Annotated in this window: 18 protein-coding genes; 8 read left to right on the forward strand and 10 right to left on the reverse strand. The window is 43.3% G+C overall.

Features of this window, described 5'->3' with window-relative positions:
- Positions 1-36 precede the first annotated feature (36 nt).
- Positions 37-1011, forward strand: a complete 975-nt coding sequence (locus FTU44_RS08195) for a lysophospholipid acyltransferase family protein (protein ID WP_074383365.1) — start codon at positions 37-39, stop codon at positions 1009-1011.
- Here FTU44_RS08195 and FTU44_RS08200 read toward each other — a convergent pair.
- The 3 genes from FTU44_RS08200 to FTU44_RS08210 form a co-directional block, all read right to left on the reverse strand.
- The gene (locus tag FTU44_RS08200) at positions 1000-3465 is read right to left on the reverse strand and encodes a DNA internalization-related competence protein ComEC/Rec2 (protein WP_180050090.1); all 2466 of its coding nucleotides are present in this window, start codon (positions 3463-3465) and stop codon (positions 1000-1002) included. The genes FTU44_RS08195 and FTU44_RS08200 overlap by 12 nt on opposite strands.
- 86 nt (positions 3466-3551) lie before the next feature.
- The gene (gene lolD / locus FTU44_RS08205; protein ID WP_005097632.1) at positions 3552-4235 is read right to left on the reverse strand and encodes a lipoprotein-releasing ABC transporter ATP-binding protein LolD; all 684 of its coding nucleotides are present in this window, start codon (positions 4233-4235) and stop codon (positions 3552-3554) included.
- Entirely contained in the window at positions 4228-5463 is a 1236-nt protein-coding gene (locus FTU44_RS08210; RefSeq protein WP_005097633.1) for a lipoprotein-releasing ABC transporter permease subunit, read from the reverse strand. Before FTU44_RS08210 ends, lolD begins: the two co-directional genes overlap by 8 nt.
- Positions 5464-5489: 26 nt before the next feature.
- Between FTU44_RS08210 and FTU44_RS08215 the strand changes: the two genes are divergently transcribed.
- Positions 5490-6053, forward strand: coding sequence for a PilZ domain-containing protein (locus FTU44_RS08215; protein WP_005097634.1), 564 nt, complete (start codon positions 5490-5492; stop codon positions 6051-6053).
- Positions 6054-6062: 9 nt separating this feature from the next.
- Here FTU44_RS08215 and FTU44_RS08220 read toward each other — a convergent pair whose 3' ends face one another.
- Positions 6063-6977: a DMT family transporter gene (locus FTU44_RS08220; protein ID WP_180050092.1), complete on the reverse strand. Its 915-nt coding sequence runs from the start codon at positions 6975-6977 to the stop codon at positions 6063-6065.
- A gap of 12 nt (positions 6978-6989) precedes the next feature.
- Entirely contained in the window at positions 6990-7475 is a 486-nt protein-coding gene (locus FTU44_RS08225; RefSeq protein ID WP_005097638.1) for a YaiI/YqxD family protein, read from the reverse strand.
- A gap of 240 nt (positions 7476-7715) precedes the next feature.
- Between FTU44_RS08225 and FTU44_RS08230 the strand changes: the two genes are divergently transcribed.
- Positions 7716-8648, forward strand: coding sequence for a hypothetical protein (locus FTU44_RS08230; RefSeq protein WP_005097639.1), 933 nt, complete (start codon positions 7716-7718; stop codon positions 8646-8648).
- 593 nt (positions 8649-9241) lie between these two features.
- Here FTU44_RS08230 and serC read toward each other — a convergent pair.
- The gene (serC, locus tag FTU44_RS08235) at positions 9242-10321 is read right to left on the reverse strand and encodes a 3-phosphoserine/phosphohydroxythreonine transaminase (protein WP_005170010.1); all 1080 of its coding nucleotides are present in this window, start codon (positions 10319-10321) and stop codon (positions 9242-9244) included.
- Between the two features lie 262 nt (positions 10322-10583).
- On the opposite strand from serC, the gene FTU44_RS08240 reads away from it, so the two are divergent.
- The 5 genes from FTU44_RS08240 to FTU44_RS08260 all read left to right on the forward strand — a co-directional run bounded on the left by FTU44_RS08240 (position 10584) and on the right by FTU44_RS08260 (position 16735).
- Entirely contained in the window at positions 10584-11765 is a 1182-nt protein-coding gene (locus tag FTU44_RS08240; RefSeq protein WP_005170006.1) for a type I restriction endonuclease, read from the forward strand.
- A gap of 137 nt (positions 11766-11902) precedes the next feature.
- The gene (locus tag FTU44_RS08245) at positions 11903-13369 is read left to right on the forward strand and encodes a TolC family protein (protein WP_100357845.1); all 1467 of its coding nucleotides are present in this window, start codon (positions 11903-11905) and stop codon (positions 13367-13369) included.
- An 11-nt stretch (positions 13370-13380) separates the two neighbouring features.
- Positions 13381-14508, forward strand: coding sequence for an HlyD family secretion protein (locus FTU44_RS08250; protein WP_005170000.1), 1128 nt, complete (start codon positions 13381-13383; stop codon positions 14506-14508).
- Entirely contained in the window at positions 14508-15635 is a 1128-nt protein-coding gene (locus tag FTU44_RS08255) for an ABC transporter permease (protein WP_159138221.1), read from the forward strand. The genes FTU44_RS08250 and FTU44_RS08255 overlap by 1 nt, the downstream gene beginning before the upstream one ends.
- Entirely contained in the window at positions 15635-16735 is a 1101-nt protein-coding gene (locus FTU44_RS08260; RefSeq protein ID WP_180050095.1) for an ABC transporter permease, read from the forward strand. Before FTU44_RS08255 ends, FTU44_RS08260 begins: the two co-directional genes overlap by 1 nt.
- Positions 16736-16768: 33 nt before the next feature.
- Here the strand turns inward: FTU44_RS08260 and FTU44_RS08265 are convergent, their stop codons facing one another.
- From FTU44_RS08265 to FTU44_RS08280, 4 genes are all read right to left on the reverse strand, one after another.
- Positions 16769-17188, reverse strand: a complete 420-nt coding sequence (locus FTU44_RS08265) for a DUF3887 domain-containing protein (protein WP_180050098.1) — start codon at positions 17186-17188, stop codon at positions 16769-16771.
- A 68-nt stretch (positions 17189-17256) separates the two neighbouring features.
- Entirely contained in the window at positions 17257-20250 is a 2994-nt protein-coding gene (gyrA, locus tag FTU44_RS08270) for a DNA gyrase subunit A (RefSeq protein ID WP_180050101.1), read from the reverse strand.
- 319 nt (positions 20251-20569) lie between these two features.
- Complete coding sequence (locus tag FTU44_RS08275) at positions 20570-21229, reverse strand: hypothetical protein (RefSeq protein ID WP_100355612.1); 660 nt, start codon at positions 21227-21229, stop codon at positions 20570-20572.
- Positions 21230-21382: 153 nt separating this feature from the next.
- On the reverse strand, positions 21383-22315 hold the full coding sequence (locus FTU44_RS08280; protein WP_074383378.1) for an FAD-binding protein: 933 nt from the start codon (positions 22313-22315) through the stop codon (positions 21383-21385).
- Between the last annotated feature and the right edge of the window lie 16 nt (positions 22316-22331).

Raw genomic sequence — 22331 nt, forward strand, 5'->3', positions numbered from 1 at the left:
ATTTTGTTCTCTTTTTATTGTACTTAGACGAAATCAATGACCAAACAGGACTCACGGAATTCAGCTTACGGTTTACTCAAATACATTAGCCGCCAACCGCTTCCGGTTTCTCGATGGATGGCCCGTCTTCTGGCCTTTATTGTGAACAGTTTCAAAGTCACCAAAACTTCGGAAATCATTCGCCTCAATCTCGAGATCAGCCTTTCTGAACTGTCCAATGACGAACGTGAGCGTATTAACCGTGCTGCGGTTCGCAATGAATTAATGTCATATTTCGAGTTTTTTACCATTTGGGGCTCAACTAATCAGAAAAATATCAAACGGGTGCATCGCGTCATTGGCGAAGATCTACTGCATGATGCACTGGCACAAAATAAAGGCCTGGTGTTAATCGTGCCACATTTTGGTACCTGGGAAATCATGAATGCCTATGTCGCCCAGTTTACTTCCATGACCATTATGTATAAACCTGTAAAAAATCAGGCAGCGGATCAGTTTGTACGGGCTGCGCGTAGCCGCGAACAGGCACATCTGGTGCCGACCGATGAATCTGGCGTCCGTCAGATTTTTAAGGCCTTAAAACAAGGTGGCACCACCGTGATCTTGCCAGACCATACCCCAAATGTCGGTGGTGAATATATACCGTATTTTGGGGTGCCTTTGGCCACCAGTAATTTAAGTGCCAAGCTGATTCAAAAGACCAAAGCCCGCGCCCTGTTTCTATATGCCCTGCGGAATACCGAAGATGGTTTTGATATCTTCATCGAGGCAGTTGATGAGAAAATTTATAGTGGCAATGCCAATCAGGGTACGCAAGTTATTATCAACAGTATTGAAGATTTAATCCGCCGCCATCCTGAACATTATCACTGGAGCTATAAACGCTTCAATGCGCATCAAGATTTGGGTAATCTTTATACACTGGAGCATGAACAGGCTTTGGCCAAAGTGAACGCCTTGAGAATGCAAGCTCTGCCTAAAGATCAGCCTGCTCTAGAATCAGTAATTTAAAGACTGACGATATAACCATTGCCATTGATGCCGTTCGGCAGAAAGTATCAGTTTGGAACCTTGTTGCTGAAAGTGCAAACTGCCCTGTTCGGCTGTAGTCAGTAATGGAATATTGAGTGCTTTGAGCCGTTGCTGCGTCAGTTGGCTCGGATGACCATAACGGTTAAATTTTCCTGCCGAAGCAATTGCCAGTTTGGGCCGTAAAGCTTCTAAAAACTGATAGGCTGAGCTGTGCTGACTGCCATGATGTCCAAGCACCAGCACATCAACTTTAAGCTCAGGATAATCTTGGAGCAGCTGATACTCAGTCTCCCAACCCGCATCGCCCATGAGTAAAAAATTTTGATAAGGCCCGGCATTTTTAACTTGCAGATATACCACACAAGACCGGTCATTTTTATTGAAATGGGCTGTATTTAACTGCTGCTGCCGAGGTGCCAAAATTTTAAACTGAATATCTTCAGACCATTGCCACTGCTGACCTTGATGACAGAACTGAAAACGGGAGGAGTGCGCTATTTCAGGAATCTGATTGGACGATACCTCTTTAATTTTCAATTGATGTTTAATACTGTGATAAGCGCCACTATGATCTTGATCCAGATGGGTTAAAATCAGTTGATCCAGCTTACCCACACCTTGCACAGACAGAAATGGCAGAATCACCTGTCGACCGATACTGAATTTTTCTTCATCATAATAGCCGCCCATATCGACCATCATACTGCGTGCTCCATCCCGAAGAAAAATTGCTTGTCCCTGCCCCACATCCAGAATAGAGAGCTGAAATGCATGCTGATTGAGCTGAGGAATGCACAGCGGCACACAGGCAAGCACCGTCCAGCTTTTGGGCAATAGGCCACGCGGTAAAAATACAATAATTAAGGCCAGAATACACAGCGCAATCATCCAGACATTCATCGCCACCGGAATCAGTTGTGGAGCAAACAGCCGATCAAGCAGATCCAGAAATGCCAGCAGCATGTGAATGAAAACATTATTCAATTGAAATACCACACTGGAAAGTGGCTCTGAAATAAAAAACAACAAAGCCGCCAGAATATCTATAGGCACAATCAGCAGCCCAATCCATGGAATCGCGACCAGGTTACTGAATGGGGTAATCCAGGCGATTTGCTTAAAAAACAGCATCATCAAGGGAAATAGCGCCAGAAAGATTTTCCATTGTGATTCCAGCAGCACTTTCAACGCAAAATATAGCCGTTGTAATAAGGTTTGTTCTGTCTGACGCGGTTGCTGCTGAATGGTCTGATAGATTCGCAGCAAAACAAAGCAGGCCCCATAAGACAGCCAGAATGCAGCCGACAAAATACTGAAAGGATCAAAGAGCAATAATAAGGCAGCACTCAGAATCAGTAATTTTAAAGCTTGCACACTTTGCCTGAGCAACAAGGTAAAGGTCACAATCACGCAGATCAATAAAGTGCGTAGCGCTGGAATTTCAAAGCCCACAAAGGCGCAGTACAGCAAGACACACAGTAAAAAAGGCAGGCTCAAAAAATACTGCCTTGGCCATTTCAGATAAATATGCGGCATAAATCTTGAAATCAGATATTGCAAAGTACCACAGACCATCAAGGCAAAGATCAGAACGTGCGGCCCGGAAATGGCTAATAAATGGCTCATACCAAAACGCTGGAATTGTCGCTCTGTCGCTGGATCTAACAGGCTTTCATCACCGCTTAATAAGGCCAATAACAAACCTTTATGCTGTACGGGTTGCCTGGCTACGAATTCTCTTAATGCCAGTCGCTGCCGCTCTACCCAAAGTAAAATTCGCGGACTTAAATTTTGCTGCTGGCGTAAATATTTGCCATGACCAAGCGCATAAAGTTGTTGCGGTTGTAACTCCTGAATGCTCTTGATTCGGAAACCGGCCAGGATATTTTGCTGTAATGCCCACTTTTCAGCGTCAAAAGATCCGGGGGTGGCATAACTATGATGAGGTCGGATTTGGCCTTGAATTAAGTAATATCGTCCAAGTTCAAGGGAGTGCTGCTTTATCTGCGCATTTATCAAACTGGATTGAGTCACGGGTTCTTGGACAGGCAAAAAGCCCATCCATTTAACTGTACTGCCATCAGGACTGAGCACATGCAGAGCTTGCTGGATATTCTGCTCACCAAGCTTATTCAGGTCTTTGATATGCACCACGATCTGTTTTTCGGAGACTTCATGTTCACGCGTCGACAAGCGTTCAGACAGTTGCAGATTGGCATAGCCATGGCCTAGAAATAATCCTAACAACAGGCTTGAACCAGTCATGACCAAATTACTGAATGGTGTGTTGAAAATGTGCTTTAATTTACGGCAACCCAGATACCACAGTAATACCGCGATTAGAACGACCGTGCTGCTCAGTTGAACAGACAGAAAACTTTTCCCCATACAGGCCAGACCTAAAATCCAGCCGATACACAGCCACTGCAACATTGGATCTTATTCTTTATGGTTATTATTTCACCCAATAATAAAGCCCACCGGAGTGAGCTTCAATCAAATGCGAATATTCTCTTGATTTAGGGTGTGACCCACAGACCATCCTGCATATGTAAAATTCGGTCTGCAGCATGTGCCAGTTGTTCATCATGCGTCACAATCAGCATCGCCATATTGAATTCACGTTGCAATTCGGTGAGCAGTTCAAAAATCTTTGCTGCAGTCTTACGATCCAGATTTCCGGTCGGTTCATCCGCCATCATCAGTTTAGGTTTGCCCACCACTGCACGCGCTAAGGCCACACGCTGGCGCTCACCTCCAGATAATTCACCTGGCTTATGTGTCAGACGATGCGAAAGACCAACCCGCTCCAGCAAGTATTCAGCCTGCTGTTTGGCTTCTTTAAACTTCACATTATCGCGGAGCATCAGGGGCATGGCTACATTTTCCAGTGCCGTAAATTCTGGCAACAGATGATGAAACTGATACACAAAACCCAAATGCTCATTGCGCACATAGCCACGCTCTGCTTCGGACAAGGTATCGAAACGGCGACCATTGACCATCACTTGCCCTGATGTTGGTCGATCCAGTCCACCCAAAACATGCAATAAGGTACTTTTACCAGAACCACTCGAACCGACAATCGAGACAAACTCACCTGCTTTGACCTGCAGCGACAAGCCTCGAATCACATCGACGGTGGCTTTGCCATCGGTAAAGGATTTGTGAATATTCTGGGCATCTAAAATCAGATTACTCATAACGCAAAGCCTCTGCCGGTTGAATTTTTGCTGCACGTAAAGCGGGGTAAATCGTCGCGACAAAACTTAAGGCCAATGACAAGCCGACAATCACCAAGACATCCTGCCAGCGTAAATAAGAAGGTAGATAATTGATAAAATAGGCATCAAACATATTCAGACCCAAAGTATTGTTTAACCAGCCGATAAAGCTACTGATACTGGTCGCTGCAATAATCCCGAGGATTGCGCCGGCACATGTCCCAATCACCCCAATCACCGTGCCTTGCACCATAAAGATTTTGGTAATGGTGGCAGGCGAAGCACCCAAAGTCCGTAAAATCGCAATGTCCGATTTTTTATCCGTCACCACCATCACCAGTGATGAAACGATATTAAATGCCGCAACCAGCACAATCAGGAATAATAACAAGCTGACCATGGCTTTTTCCATCTGGATCGCGCTGAACAGATTACCATGAGTATAAGTCCAGTCAGATGCGTAGAAGTTGGCTGGTAAATCCCGCACGATTTCCTGAGACACTTGCGGTGCGACAAAAATATCATCCAGTTTTAAACGCACGCCTTGTGCACCATCTGGTAGGCGCAATAAAGTTGAAGCATCATTTAAAGCGATATATCCCATCATCGAGTCGACTTCAGCACCAATACTGAAAATTCCCACCACTTTAAAGCGCTTGAAACGAGGCACCACACCTGCTGGTGAAGGGGTCGCCTCTGGCAATACCAGAGTAATATTATCGTTTAAACCGACCCCCATGGCATCGGTCATCTGCTTGCCCAGAACAATACCAAATTCACCTTTTTTCAGGCTATCAATACTGCCCTCGACCATATGGTTTTGTATAATGGATACTTTTTTCTCATACTCGGGTTCAATCCCGCTGACCATAATCCCGGCAACCTGTCCCTGTGCCGTCAGCATGCCCTGTAATTGGGTAAATGGTGCGACCCCTTGGACATGCTCATGCTGCTCAATCTGCTTTGCAAGTTCGGGCCAATTTGTTAGAATTTGCGTTGAAGAAACAGTAGCTTGAGGTATCATTCCCAAGACACGATTTTTCAACTCTCGGTCAAACCCATTCATCACAGACAAAACTGTAATGAGGACTGCTACACCGAGCGTGAGACCGATCATTGAGACCAATGCAATAAAAGAAATGAAGTGGTTACTACGCCGTGCGCGAGTATATTTCAACCCTATATACAGCGAGATTGGTTTAAACATAACCATCTAGTCCGAGGTAATAAATTATGGAAAATGTACAGCATCCAAACGGATACACGGAAAGACGCGTTATGTCTCGCATCGATGCTGCCTTACGAATTAATTATCAGATTATTTCCGATGATGTTGCCTTAAATGATCCTTATGACTCTAACTTTGTCTTGCCCCGCTATTTTCTACTACTTGCAGAGCTAGATCAATTTGATCATGCGGTTAACTACGAATTAGAACAATTATCTGAAAAAGATCAACAAATTGCTCGAATCTTATCCTTATTCAACCAAAAATTAAACCTTATTACCGGTTCTTTGTATGACGCAATTGTACAAAGCATGTTACCTGTACCAGAGCAGGTGAACTTTTCGGAAACCGGTTTTAGTTTCTTTAGTGACCGCCCCATCACTGAAGGCACCTATCTGCACGTGACTTTAAGCCACCCGGAAAATTTCTTCCATATTGCGGCAACCGCCCAAGTGGCCTACAGTCGTGAAGAAGAAAATAGCAAATTCCGGACCGGTGCTTATTTCATTACCATGCACCCACAAGACCGTGTCAAACTGGGTGAATGTGTCAAAGCCAACTTTGCTTAAATCACTGATTTAGTCATTGTGAATACTGGATGGAAGGCGAGCTGCATAGCTCGCTTTAATTTCTCTGGAAAAATACAACAATAAACCCGTCAACAAAATACCGACACCGATTAAGGCCTCACCCGACAAGCTTTCACCATTCAAAAGCACACCTACGAATAAAGCAAGCATTGGAGTCAATACCGTCGTCAAAGACAAGGTGGTCGCCCTGATTTTCTGTACCAGTTTAAAATAACAGAACATGGCAATCAGCGAAGCCATCACCACGGCATATCCTAGCCCGATCAGTGATTTTGCCTGAGGCATTTGGGTTGGCACAAATTGCCACATAAATGGCAACATGGCACACGCCATGACTGCTGAAACTGCAATGGAACCTGCCGCTTGCGCCATCGGTTGTAAGGGTGCATTGACTTTTTTGACCCAGAACATCGAAACACAATAAATAAACACACTCAGTAACATCAGACCAATGCCGATTGGCTGAATGTGCTGGTCTTTACCACCGAGACAAATCACTGCCAAACCAGTCAGGGCAATCGCCATCCCGCACCACTGTGAAGGATAGAGCTTGAGCTGAAACACGAAACGGCCAATCAATCCGGTAATAATAGGTGCCAGACCAAACATCAGCGCAATAATGCCTGAGCTGAGATAATCCGTGGCCAGATAGGTAAAAATCTGCGAGCCAATAAAACTGCAAGCTCCAGCCAGATAACTGTGCATCGAGAGAGAATCGACAGGAAAACGGGTTTTAAACAGCCACAACAAGATAAATGCAAAAGGCAATGCCAGAAAAAATCGCAGAGCCAGTGCCCAGAGCGGATGCAGATCGCTCACACTCCAGACAATGGCTAGCGGTGTAGTGGCCCAGATAAAAACCAATAAAAGATAGGTCACAACCATATTGGTGTGTGTTGACATGCGCGATTGCTCTTAAAGTGCAGATGTTTTACGTTTTTGTTTTTGAATGGTTTGATCCAGTGCGCTTGAAAATTCACGCTTATCCCGCTCTGAAATCGGAGGTGGCCCACCCGTTTGCACACCGGCACCACGCAAACTATCCATAAAGTCTCTTAGATGTAAACGTGCTTTGACATTGGCCGTGGTATACACTTCACCGCGTGGATGAATGGCAATCCCGCCCTTTTCAATCACTTCTGCCGCCAGGGGAATATCTTGGGTCATGACAATATCATGCTCTTTCATGCGCAGAATAATCTCTTTATCTGCAGCATCAGCGCCACTCATCACCTGAATTGAATTAATCCGGACTGAAGGCGTAATGCCCACCGACTGATTGGCCACAAAAGTCACTTCCAACTGATAGCGATCCGACGCACGGATAATCACATCTCTTAAAATACGGGGTAATGCATCAGCATCGACCCAAAGTTTGAATGGCAACACAGGGTTTCCCATTAAGGTATAAATCCTGGGTATTCTAGCAAATTGAGAGGATCAGGTTGATGATTAAATCGTTGCATTTTCATCGCTGCTGTCGCTCATGTTTTTTTGAATCTATTTGATTTGAGCCGTAACTGTGATTCAGTCTAGAAAAAAAATTGACTGCATTTAATTTGAAAATTCATTCGATTGACTTGAAAAATCGTAATGACCCTCGATTAACTATAAATAAGTCATCCAAGATCAATTGTGCATATGAAAAATCAGAATAGCCCAGAGATCATCACCATTGATGATCAGAATTTCGGTAGTCACGTCGAACACTGGACATTACTCACCGAGAATCCAGGTACAGATGTGCCACAGTGGTTAGGCAAAGCTCTTGATGCGCCTATTATGCCGATGGGCATTTGCACACAAGAATGTGATATGGATGAAAATACCTGGCTGATTCAGGGGCCGAGCAAAGCTGCGGTGCAATTGAGCCAAGTGATCGCCATAGAAAATAATAAGCCGCAAGCAGTAAAAACTGCATTCCCCTGCTTTGACAGTCCTTATCAGGTCAAAGCGACCATCGACCGAATTATTTCCTGCAAATCCAATACTCAGGCGGTATTACGTCTGAATCTGGGTGCCAACAATATTATTTATGCTTTCGATAGTCTGTATAGCGTCAATCATCCGCATTATGAAAAAGACCAGTCCTATGTGGTGAATCTGAATGCTTGGGCCTATGAGCTTGAAGCAGTGGCTGACCATGAACATCTGGTGGTGGATGATCCGGCTTCGATCAAGCATCACCGTGCCTTGAATGATATTCTGGCAGCCAACCAGGGCGTGGCACCCGATAATTTGCAGGAACAGATTGATGCCTGGCAGCCACACTCAGAAGAAGATAAAGCACCTGTTACTGTAGATTTCTCTAAAATGGTGGCTTATCTTTATGGTGAAACCATGGGCCAGGAAGATGAAGCCTGGTTTCAGGGCAATATTGTCGGTAAAACTGCCATGCAGTTTATGGATCAGGACTATACCCTGTATGATGTCACACTGATTCATGATGAAGGTCAACCAGCCACCTTGATCCGGATTGCAACGCGGAATGAGCAGCATAAAAATTTCCAGATTGGTCAATATATTCGTGGAAATCTGTGGATTCAGGCCAATATTTATAGAAAATCAGCTTAAGTTAAAATAAACAAAGAAGATCTTCTTTTTGATGGGGATCTTCTTTTTTTAATCCGTATTTTCTGTTTTTAATTTTATTTTTTTGATTATTTTTTACCCATTTTTTCTAGCTTAATAACCTATTTAAATCATTTAAAAAATCGAGTTATCCACATTGTTAAATTCACATGAATTCATTTTATACATGCAATCGAATCCTAAAAATCTTGTAAAAATAAGACTTTGATTTCGCATACGAATAAGTTCAGACAAATCCAAAGCTGATATTTAAATAAAATGAAAATTTATGAACTTTAATCAAGAATGTACTTTATTTAATCAATTTTTTATGATAAAAATACTCACAACAAATAGTATTAACGATAAATAGATCGGACAATAAATATCTATGAAAATCGTGCAAGAAGAAACATTAGACCAGGTCGAGCATCATCTTAGCTCTCGCTATAATATTGATATGATGTCATGCCTTTTTTTCATGTTGGGAATGCTGATCTGCGGCTTTACCCTGCATACTTTTATTTTTTAAATTCCCTGACATAACCGAATGCATAAAAAAACCCAGCCTATGCTGGGTTTTTACATTTCAGGGATTAACCATTGCGTTTTGCAAAGTCATCCATAAAATTCACCAAGGCTTGTACGCCCTCTAATGGCACTGCATTATAAATACTGGCACGCATACCACCGACAGAACGGTGACCCGCAAGATTCAATAAATGCTGGGCTTCTGCTTCTTTCAGGAATTGTTTTTCAAGATCTGCATTGGCCAAAGTAAATGGCACATTCATGATTGAACGATTTTCTTTGAAGATTGGATTGGCATAAAAATCGCTTTGATCGATATAACCATAAAGCAGATTGGCTTTTTCCAGGTTCACTTTATGCATGGCTTCTACACCGCCATTTTCCAGCAACCATTCAAATACCAGACCAGACAAGTACCATGCATAAGTCGACGGCGTATTTACCATAGAACCATTTTTGGCTTGATCTGAGTATTTTAAGATACTTGGAATTTCAGCTTTGGCTTGATCCAGTAAATCTTCACGAATAATCACCAGGGTTAAACCCGCTGGGCCGATATTCTTTTGCGCACCTGCATAGATCACACCAAATTTTGATACATCAAGTGGCGCAGATAAAATGCTTGATGAATAGTCACAAACAAGGGGCTTATCTGTTTCAGGAATAGAAGCAAACTGCAGACCACCAATGGTTTCGTTGTCTGCATAGTGCACATAGGCGGCATCGGCAGACAGCTTCCATTCGTTTTGCGCGCTGATGGCATGTTTAGCATCAATTTTGATACCTGCTTCTACGACATTGATATCGCCATAGCGTTGCGCTTCTTTCAAGGCCTTTTCAGACCAGATTCCGGTATGGATATAGTCCGCTTTGTTATTTTTACCCAGCAAGTTCAATGGAATTGCCGAAAATTGTAAGGATGCGCCACCCTGCAAGAACAATACTTTGTAGTTCTCGGGAATATTCATGAGTTTGCGTAGGTCTGCTTCCGCTTTTTCAGCCACGGCCACATAGTCGGAACTACGGTGGCTCATTTCCATGATCGAAAGACCTTTGCCATGCCAGTCAAGCATTTCAGCTTGAGCTTTTTCAAGTACGGTAGTCGGTAATGCAGCAGGACCAGCACAGAAGTTGTACGCGCGCATGAGTTTTCCTTATCTATGTGAGACACAATAAAATGATGGCATTTAACCATATCTGGCAAGGTCTTGCACAAAATTATTTCAATCTCGAACTGTAATTACAGTCAAAAAATCAATGTAGATTCACAAGATAAGTTGACCATTTATAGGATTAATTAAACTTATTATGCCTATTTTTATTAAATGTTTGAGTTTAAAAATAAAACTATTATGATGAACTCACAATGATTAAAAAATAATCTGAAAAATTAGAAGTAGGGAAAAAATGGATAACTTTATTAATCGCCTCAAATTACATATTGAGCATGTTAAACGTGTCGGTGCGCATTGCTCAACTGAAGAAACCACCAAACAAGCACTTATATTACCACTTCTGGATATTTTAGGCTTCAGTCCTTATGATCCAACGAAAGTACTGGCAGAGTTTGCCGCTGATTTTCCTGGTGTCAAATCAACAGAGCGCGTTGACTACGCCCTATATTGTAATGGTCAACCAGTTATGTTTATTGAAGCCAAATCTTATGCAAGTAATTTAACAAATCACGCACCACAACTCTCCCGATATTTTAACTCTACTCTGGGAGTGACCATTGGCGTCATTACCAATGGACGTGAATGGCGTTTTTTCACTGACCTCATTAATCCAAATATTATGGATGAAAAACCTTTTCTGGTTGTTGATTTCACTAAACATCAAGCCGAAGAACTGACTCAATTAGCAGAATTCAAACATGATAATTTCCATGTAGAAAAATTACGATTTTTTGCCGAAGAGAATCAGTATATCCAACAGTTTAAAGCGGTAATCAAAAAATCAATTAATGAAGTCGATATTGATTTTGTACGTTATGTTGCTCAGCAAGCCAATATTCCAAGACAGCTCAATACAAAATTCCTTGAATCAATTCAACCCTTCGTTAAACAAGCAGTCGAACGTGCAATTAGCGATACGGTTTTAAAAGGCTTATCTGCACCCACCATCATTACAGCACAACCCATTGAGCAACAAACTGAATTAAGGACTGATGAAGTTTCAGAAGAACCGACTCCCTCAAATCTTCAACAAGACATTATAAATCCTCAGAATCAAAGAATTGTTACAACGGTAGATGAACAAAGCTTACAAAATATTATCCATGAACTTTTTCCAGACCATGAACTCACCGGAAAAGATACGGAGAGCTATTATTCCATTCTGTATCAAAGTAAAAATAATAGATGGTTATTCCGCTATGATGTGAACCGAAAACGTCCTACTGTTCAATTTATTGTTCCCATTGATGAGAGACATAAACTTGAATTAAATAGAGCGGGTCTAGAAGTGTTAAATAATGGACAAATTTATCTGGATAAACCGGAGCATATTTATAGAGCCGTAGGGGTTTTAAAAGATTGTTTAGATTTTTGCATGAATGATGAAAATTTCAAAAGAACCGCCCTAAGTTAGTCAGGACGCGCAAGCGTCCTTAATGCTAGACAGATGTAAAATAAACAATACTACAACCATGCCCCTTACTGAGCTGCAAACCACTGATTTATAATGTACACAAATCAACTTATTCTTCACTTTGGCCATCTGCTTGCATGAATATGACGAACTATAAAAGTAAATTATTTTTGGGGTGTGGATTATTGTCAGGTCTATGGTTGAATAGCCAGGGTCTATACGCCCAGACTTTGAGTTTTCAAGACGCCGAAAAACAGTTATTGCAGTCTTCTTACAGCAGTCAGGCCTATCAAAGCTTGGAACAAGCCTCGAAACTTGAAGCTGAAGCGGTAAAAGGTTTGGGATTACCACGTGTCGATCTGAATGTGCGTGCTTATGCCTTTCATAATGAATTAGATATTCCTTTGGGTGCTCTTAAAAACAACTTGGAGCAATCTCTCACCAATGGCTTAAATAATAAAATTGATGAGTTTAATTTAGCTGAGAATATTGCCAATCCTTTAAAAGAAGGTTTACAACAACCGATTCATGACGGTGTAGGCTTAATTCCCGATACCTCCAAGGTCGTACTCGAAGATCAAGTGATTCGTCCTACCGTGTCCATGATGATGCCGCTTTATACCGGTGGTTTGACTCATAGCGCCAAGGAGATTGCCAATCTTCAGGTCGGTCGCAGTCAGCTCAGTAATCAACAGCAACAAGACACGCAGCGTTTCGAACTGATTCAAAGTTATTTTAATGTGCAACTGCAAAAGCAACTCCATGCAGCAGCAGTATTTAATCTGAATGCCATGCAACAGCATTATCGCAATGCCTTAAAAATGGAACAGCAAGGTTTTATTAGCAAAGGCCAGCGCATGCAGTTTGAAGTGGCGCGTAATAATGCCGAGCGCAGTCAGCAAAATATGCAAACCAATTTAAATGCCAGTCTATTTCAACTGAATAATCTGCTGCAACAAAGCAGTATCACTGAACTGTCGACACCTTTATTTGTCAATCAGACCGAGCCACAGGCTTTAAATCAACTACTGAAAACCTTTAGTCAAAACTCTGCGCTGATTCAAAAAATGCAGCTAGATACCCAATTAGCACAAGCCAATGTCAAAGCTCAGCAAGCAGCAAAAAAACCCAATGTCTTTGCTTTTGGTGAATATAGTCTGGATCAGAATCAAAACTGGATTGTCGGTGTTGCCGCACGCTATAACCTGTTTTCAGGGATTGATAAAAACAAAAATATTCAGGCGGCCGAGCTCAAACGCTATGCCACAGAACTGCTCACCTCACGCACCCAGCAAGAGATTGAAAACCTGATTTATAAATCTTATAGCGAAGCCTTGAGTGCACAGCAAAGTCATGCTTTGTTGGAACAAAATCTAAAAGCTGCGCAGGAAAATTTACGCATTCAAGAGTTGTCCTTTAAAGAGGATATCGGAACAGCAACACAGGTCATTGATGCCCAAAACATGCTTAGCGGGCTACGAGCCGAAACTGCATTGAATGCCTATAAATATGTGATGTCACTGGCCACCCTGTTACAAAGCCATGGCTCGATTGCAGAATTTCCCAATTATATTCAACACACCAATACCCACTATATTCGCTAATGGAGCCGAACATGAACGATGATCAAAAACCCAATGATCCTGTGAATGAAGCGGTTTCATCTACCGAAACAGAAAGCTCTCCCGCTCCACAGACCCAATCAGCAACGTTAGAGGAAAATCACGCGACGACCTCGACCGATGAGCAGCCTCCTGAAATCTCCAAAAAGAAAAAATATCTACTGCTGGCGTTGCTTCCTATTCTGCTGGCCGTGATTATTTTTGGATTATGGAAAAGCTATCAACCGACGCCGATTGAATTGCAAGGTCGTGTCGAGGCTGAAACGATTCAGGTGGCCACCAAAGTGCCAAGCCGGATTGAAGAAATCTATGTGGAAGAAGGTCAGCGAGTTAAAAAAGGCGATGTTCTGGTTCGCTTAAATAGCCCGGAAATTGCAGCCAAAAAACAGCAAGCTACAGCAGCCTTACAATCGGCTTTGGCCTTACAGTCCACAGCTGAACGTGGCTCGCAGGAAGAAAATGTCGCGAGTCTGTATGCCAACTGGCAATCGCTAAAAGCACAGCAAAATCTCGCCACAGTATCTTATCAGCGTGGGGAAAATCTATTTAAGGAAGGTGTGATTTCACGTCAGCGCCGTGATGAACTGTATGCAGCCAGTCAATCTGCGCTAGAAATGACTGAGGCCGCCTATCAGCAATATGCACGTGCCAAGCGTGGCAGCACCCCGCAGCAAAAGAGTTCAGCCGATGCACAAGTAGACATTGCCCAGGCTGCTCTAAACGAAGCCAATGCGCTAGAAGCAGAAACCGAATTGCTGGCCCCCGTCAATGGAACGGTGTCTAAAACTTATGGCAAAATATCTGAGCTGGTCGCAACTGCAGTGCCCGTGGTCAGCCTGATTGAAGAGAAGATGTGGGTAAGCCTGAATATTCGCGAAGACCAGTATGCTCCATTTCAAAAATTAGAAAGCATTCAAGGTTATATTCCAGCCTTGGATCAAACAGCCAGTTTTCAGATCAAAAGTATTAGCGCTGAAGGTGAGTTTGCCACCATTAAAACCACCCGCCAAACCGGCGGCTATGATGTGAGAAGTTTTAAACTGCATTTGCTACCGACACAAACCATGCCTGAACTGAAAGTCGGTATGAGCGTATTATTTAAACTTAAAGAGACACCCTAATGTGGCTGGGTATATGGCGCGAACTACGCTATTTGCTCCGAGAAAAATGGGATCTGTGCCTGGTTACACTGGCACCTGCTCTGGTAATTATTTTATTCAGCAGCATGTTTGCGCAGGGCAAGCCTACTCATTTACCCATTGCCATTATTGATCAAGACCGAAGTGCGCTCAGCCGAAGCATCTATCGACATGTCTCGCTCAATCATACCCTTAAAATTGAAACGGTATCCCAGCAAGTCGCTGAAGTTGAACACCTACTGAATGAAAATAAAATTTGGGGTTATATCCATATTCCAAATGGTGCCGAACAACGTTTTGTTCGTGCTCAGGATGCAGAAATTAGCATTGCCTTTAACCAGAGTTATTTCAGTATCGGCAATACAATTTCTTCAGCCATGCTGGTGAGTACCTTACAAGCCCTGGCTGGGTTTACCGAACAGTACTATCTGGTGAATCGACTGCCCTATATCCAAGCACCGACACCACAGATCAAAATCTCACCTTTGTATAATCCGCAATTGAATTATGAGTTATATCTAGAACCTTATGTCATTCTCGCAGTTCTGCATTTACTGCTGTGTTGTTGTGTGGCATTTTCCGTCGGTCAGGAACTGAAGCGGCAGACTGTATCAGAGTGGATCAGTCATCCATCCATTTGGATGGCTTTAGTGTCTAAAAATCTGGTCTATGTGGCTATTTTTAGTCTATGGACTTGGGCGTGGATGTTTTGGATGATTGAAATTCGCGGCTGGTTTGTTGCCGGTTCGCTTGGTCTGATTTTATTGGCACAATTGCTGCTGTATAGCGCCTATGCATTTTTAAGCGCTGCGGTGGTGCTGGCCACCCAAGATTTAAGTAAATCTTTCGGCTTGATTGCTGTATATGGTGGGTCATCATTGAGCTTTGCCGGGGTGACTTTACCCTTAAATAATGCACCCCTATTCACCCAGTTTTGGGCCAATATTATCCCCTTTACTCCTTATGCCAAATTACAAACTGAACAATGGATGATTGGCAGTCCAGTGCAGATTTCACTGCAAGCTATATGGATCTTGCTGGCCTATGTGGTGGTGTACGCACTGCTAGCCTATATTTTTCTCAAGAAAATAGCCAAAGGAGCAGCCTGATGAAATCCCTTTGGTTTTATTATCTGCGCAGCTTTAAAGATATTGTCAGCCACGGCGCTATCTTTACCACACTGATTTTATCGGTCTTGTTTTATAGCTTCTTTTATCCCTTTGCTTATCAGGCACAGCAAGCCGAAGCCTTACCAATTATTATTGTTGATGCAGAACAAAGTCACTTGAGCGCGCGGATTATTGGCCAAGTCCATCAAAGCCCGAATGTTGAAATCAAGGCGATTACCAGCAATTTCGCCGAAGCCAAAACATGGGTTGAATCGCAACAAGCGGATGGGATTTTGCTGCTACCGGACAATTTATCGCAAACGTTAAGGCATGGTGAAACGGGTGGAATAGGACTGTACTTAAGTGCTGCCAATTTTTTAGTCACCAAACAGATGGGGATCGGTTTAGCGACCTCTCTTGAGCAGACCTTGGCAGACTATGCTGAACGTTTTGGCCAGGTTTCAGATTTTTCTCCTGCCCTATCAGTGCATCAGATTCCATTGTTTAATCCGCTCTCCGGCTATGGCAGTTATGTCTTTCCTGCGGTCGCCCCTCTCATCATTCATCAGACCATTTTTTTAGGTTTGAATATGCTGATTCTGATGTACCGCGAAAGAAAAGTGCAGTTAAACTCAAATGCGTTGATTGGGCTATGTTTAGCGATATTGAGCATTGGCTGTCTGGGTTGTTTTTATTTATTTGGATTTACCTTTTGGTTATTTGATTATCCGCGAGGGGGTAACCTATTCGGCATGCTGCTGGCTGTGCCGGTTTTCGTTTATACTGTGATTGGAATCACCTGTCTATTTGCCAGTTTTCTGGATATGCCGGAACGCGCTGGACATGTAATTGTTTTTACTTCTATCCCTCTATTTTTTTTATCCGGTGCTGCCTGGCCACATGCAGCTATGCCCATCTGGATGCAAGTGATCGCTGAGATACTGCCTTCTACCCAAATGGTGCAGATGTTTATTCAACTGAATCAGATGGGTGTACCGACCGCACTGATTTTGCCTAAACTGATATATCTGGGGCTGATAGGCAGTTTATGTTTTTTCTTGGCTTATCGACGTTTGATTCAAGTGAGTCAAAGCAGATAAAGCATTGGATTTATGCTGCCATCAACTTATGGATTAAGATTCGCCAAAGACCTGAATATTAAAATTACGAATCTTGTTGCTACCATTCGGCTGGTCGAAACTGACATCATACTGCACCAGATTATTTGGATAGGCAATTTCATAGCTGATCTTATATTGGCCAGGCTGGTTGGTTGCTTCTTCAATCTGCTTGGTCATTAAAGTTTTAGACTTGTACTCACCTTTCGGAATTGAACGTGAAAAGCGTTTCATCAGCTTTTCGTTGTCCTTAAACTGTGTTTGCAATTGCGGCTCTAGCTGATCCAGAAACTCGTCATACTTCCCATCACGCAAATCCTCATAGGCCAGCTGTGCTGCCTGTTCCTGCTCAGGACTTGGGTTTGGGATATTGTCCATTGAGTTACAGCCACTTAATGCAACTGCTGCCACTAACAACATTGATTGGGTTTTCATCGCTTACCTTCATTCAGTCAAGATTTATAAAAAAGGACGCCGAAGCGCCCTTTTTATCAATAGAACACTTATTCTTCTACTGAGTTTTCACCATCTTTTTCAACATGTTCAGCTACTGCATCTGTTTCAGTTGCTACATCTGTTTCTGCTACTAAAGATTCTTCACCTTCAATCGCTTCAACAAACTCATCTTCTTCAACAGCTTCAACTGAAACCACACCAACCAGTAACTCTTCATTACCGAGACGGATCAGACGAACACCTTGTGCATTACGACCGGTTTGAGCCACTTCAGAGGCACGGGTACGAACCAAAGTACCGCCATCGGAAATTAACATCAGCTCTTTAGATGCATCAATCGCTACTGCACCGACCAACTGACCATTACGTTCTGAGGTCTTGAGTGCAATCACACCCTTACCGCCACGTTTCTTGGTCGGGAAGTCATCCACCGGGGTACGTTTACCATAACCATTTTCAGAAGCACACAATACTTCGCCAGTTTCAGGGACAACAACTAAAGATACAATCCGGCTGATCAATGCTGAATCTGCAGCATCTTCATCATCAGACTCGATCTCAGTTTCTTCGCTTTCTTCCAGCAAGGCTGCTGCACCGATGGTCACGCGCATACCGCGCACACCTTTGGCTGAACGACCCATTGAACGTACATCAGTTTCTGCAAAGCGAATGGCTTTACCTTCGTTCGAGAACAACATGATTTGCTGTTCGCCGTCAGTAATCGCAACACCAATTAAAGTGTCATCGCCATTCAGTTCAATCGCACGTAAACCGTTTGAACGCACATTCGAGAACTGTTCAAGTTCTACACGTTTAATCGTACCGTATTCAGTCGCCATAAACACATAGAAGTTTTTACGAACCGCTTCAGCCTGCTGTGCAAAATCATTGATGATGTCATCATCAAGATCGGTCGTTGAAAGTTCTAAACCTAGCTCTTTCAATTGAACACGAAGTGCATCAGAAATATCATCCGCACCCTCTTCAGATTCAGCAAGTGCCGCTTCAAGTGCCGTAAAGTGACCATTAATCACTTCATTGCTTTGCAGTTGTGCAGCATTGGCTTTTACGAAGGCTTTGAAGTCCGCCAGACGTTCTTTGAATTTCTTCGGTGCATCAATCACCGGTAAAATTGCGGTAATGGTCTCGTTTTCGTCTAATGGCAACAAGTTCACCATTGGGCGACCTTTGGCACCACGTGATGCTTGTGGCACTTCATACACTTTCAGACGATAGACTTTACCAACGTTGGTAAAGCAAAGTACCGTCGCATGACTTGACGTCACAATCAGATGTTGAATGTAATCGTCTTCTTTCATGCTGGTCGCAGACTTGCCACGGCCACCACGACGCTGTGCGGCGTAATCAGACAATGGTTGAGTTTTCGCATAGCCTGTTTTTGAAACCGTCAGCACCATTTGCTCTTCAGGAATCAGATCTTCACGAGAGAAATCGATACGTGATTCAACAATCGACGTTTTACGTGCATCGCCATATTGCTGCAGAATTAACGCAAGCTCTTCGCGAATCACATTCATCAACAGATTAAAGTCATTTAAAATTGCAGTCAGTTCAGCAATTTGCGCCAGAATTTCACTATATTCAGCATGTAACTTGTCTTGTTCAAGACCGGTTAAACGATGCAGACGCAGTTCCATAATCGCATTGACTTGGGTGGGTGACAGACGATAAATATCGCCATCCAGACCAAACGGACGACTTGGGTCTTCACCTTCAATCTCATCCGGACGTACAGAAACTGAGCCAGCTTTTTCTAGCAATGCCAATACACCGCCACCTGTCCACTCACCTGCCTGCAAACGCTCACGTGCTTCAGCCGGGTTTGCAGAACTCTTGATAGTTTCGATGATGGCATCAATATTCGCCAGAGCAACGGTTAAACCTTCCAAGATATGACCACGTTCACGCGCTTTGCGTAATTCGAACATGGTACGGCGCGTTACCACTTCCTGACGGTGACGGATAAACGCTGCAATAATATCTTTCAGGTTCATCAGTTTAGGCTGGCCATTATCCAGGCAGACCATGTTGATGCTGAAAGAGTTTTCAAGTTGCGTGTTCTGGAACAGGTTGTTCACGATTACTTCGGCGTTTTCGCCACGTTTCAAGTCAATCGCGATACGCATACCGTCTTTGTCCGACTCGTCACGCAGCTCGGAAATACCTTCCAGTTTTTTCTCTTTAACCAGTTCAGCAATACGCTCAATGGTTTTTGCTTTATTGACCTGATATGGAATTTCCGTAAACACGATCGTGGTACGGCCATTCTTTGGATCTTCTTCGAAGTGATACTTGCCACGGATGTGTAAACGGCCTTTACCGGTACGGTAGGCATCCACGATGCCCGATTTACCGTAAATAATACCACCTGTCGGGAAGTCCGGACCAGAAATGTGTTCCATCAACCCTTCGATGCTGATCTGGGGATCATTGGCATAGGCCAGACACGCATTCACAACTTCAGTCATGTTATGCGGCGCCATATTGGTCGCCATACCCACCGCAATACCGGTTACACCATTAACCAGTAAGTTCGGTACACGGGTGGGCATCACCTGAGGAATACGCTCAGAGCCATCGTAGTTGTCTTCCCACTCGACGGTATCTTTTTCAAGATCCGCCAAGAGTTCGTGGGTCAGTTTACGCATACGCACTTCGGTATAACGCATCGCTGCTGCGCTGTCGCCATCGACCGAACCAAAGTTACCCTGACCATCGACCAATTGGTAACGCAAGCTGAAATCTTGCGCCATACGTACAATGGTTTCGTATACGGCATAATCACCATGCGGGTGATATTTACCGATCACGTCACCGACTACACGTGCAGACTTTTTATAAGCTTTGTTATAGTCATTGCCTAATTCGTGCATTGCGAAAAGCACACGACGATGAACAGGTTTTAAACCATCTCGTACATCGGGCAATGCACGTGACACAATCACGCTCATCGCATAATCGAGATATGAGCTTTTAAGTTCATCCTCAATGGCAATCGGTCTAATTTCCGATACGCTCATGCATACTCCTTATTCTACAAGCCAGTTTTGGCTTGTATTTATATGTCGTAAAACTAGCAAAATCATTAACTCAAACGACTGAGTTAAAAACTAAAATACAGCCCTAAATTATAGCATAAACACTTGTATTTTTGTGTCGAAATATTCAGCTTAACCTTGTTAATTATCTTCATTTTAGTGGTCATTTTCCTGTTATTTCAGCGTCAAAAACAAGTGCACCACATCCATATTTTTTCGCACCCGAAATATACATAAAAACAGCAGTGCAAAAAAAAGATGCACACACAAATAGGCATCTTCCTTAGATTTAATCTGTCTTTTAATGCGCTTGATTCAGTACCTTGCGATAAGTCAGCACCGCCACAATCAATAGAATCGGCAATAGCATCTCCACCCCTTCCTCAATGGTCATGATCATGACCTGGGTATGTGGTATGAGCTGAATATTGAATTCCTCCCTGAGGGTTGACGTCGTGCGATCCAGAACCTTGCTCAGTCCGCCACAGGCAATGGTCAGGAAGATAAAAAAATGCGCAATATTCAAAGAATCTTTCATGCTGCGTATGGTGTTTACCAATTTTTTTGCCAGTACCATAAAGACAAAAATAATGCCGAGCAATAAAATAAAGCCCAGCAGCTTGTCCATGAGCGGAATTTCAGCACTGCGATAGAAATTGGTTTTAATAAAGCTGTCGTCAAACAGTCGCTTATGAAAGTCCATTTCCCTGAAGCCCAACAATATCGCAGCAGCAGCGGTAAATATCCGGGTATTCAGTTTAATTTCAGTATTTAGCAGACACAGCATGGCCAGCAAGTACCATAGCCAAGGACTAAGCACTTCAAAAGCGCCCGACTCACTGAATAAATACTGGGTTACTGACAGCGGTGCATTCAACGCAGTATGCACACAAATACTCACATAGAGCGCAATCAGCAGGAAACTAATAAACAGGATATGAGCGGTTCTGGAAAAGGACATGATCAAAACAGGAGAAAAAGCAAAGCAGGATTTTATCACTTTTCATCCAAATCACATACTCTAGTTTCGACTGCCGAGTATCTTTAAAAATTTTCCAATAAAAAACGCCTCTTGGTACAGAGACTAAGAGGCGTTTTAAACTGTATTCAGGAATTAGATTTTAGAAACCAATTCAGGAATAACAGTGTTCAAGTCACCAACTAACCAGTAGTCAGCCACTGCATTGATTGGCGCTTCTTCATCTTTGTTGATCGCAACGATCACTTTAGATTCTTTCATACCGGCCAAATGCTGAATTGCACCAGAAATACCGACAGCGATGTACAGGTCAGGTGCAACGATTTTACCGGTTTGACCAACCTGCATATCGTTAGGAACGAAGCCAGCATCTACTGCAGCACGTGATGCACCTTGTGCAGCACCAAGCTTGTCCGCCAATGGATCAAGGATCGCGTGATAGTTCTCACCAGAACCCACACCACGACCACCAGACACCACGATGCGAGCAGCTGTTAATTCAGGACGCTCAGACTTTACGATTTCTTCGTTGATAAACTTAGAAATGCCTGCATCGCCAGCAACAGTCGCAGCTTCTACAGAGGCAGAACCGCCTTCAGCAGCAACAGCATCAAATGCTGTACCACGAACAGTTGCCAGTACGACATTTTCGCCTGACTCTACAGTTGCAATCGCGTTGCCTGCATAGATCGGACGTTTGAAAGTCTTAGGACCATCTACCGCGATGATGTCAGTGATCATGCTTACGTCAAGAAGCGCAGCTGCACGTGGTAAAATGTTTTTACCAGTGGTAGTCGAAGCAGCAAGAATATGGCTATAACCTTTTCCTAATTCAGCAACCAGTTTCGCTACGTTTTCAGCCAGCTGGTTTGCATAAGCGGCATCATCAGCAAGTACGACTTTGCTTACACCCGCAACTTTCGCTGCTTGATCAGCAACTGCTTGAGCGCCAGAACCAGCAACCAATACAGTGATATCACCACCGATTTTTTGCGCCGCAGCAACAACGTTTAAAGTAGCAGCGTTTAATGCTTTGTTGTCGTGCTCAGCGATAACTAAAATACTCATGATTTTTATCCTTCTG

This window comes from Acinetobacter sp. YH12105 (genome assembly GCF_013419095.1).
Taxonomy (GTDB): Bacteria; Pseudomonadota; Gammaproteobacteria; order Pseudomonadales; family Moraxellaceae; genus Acinetobacter; species Acinetobacter pseudolwoffii.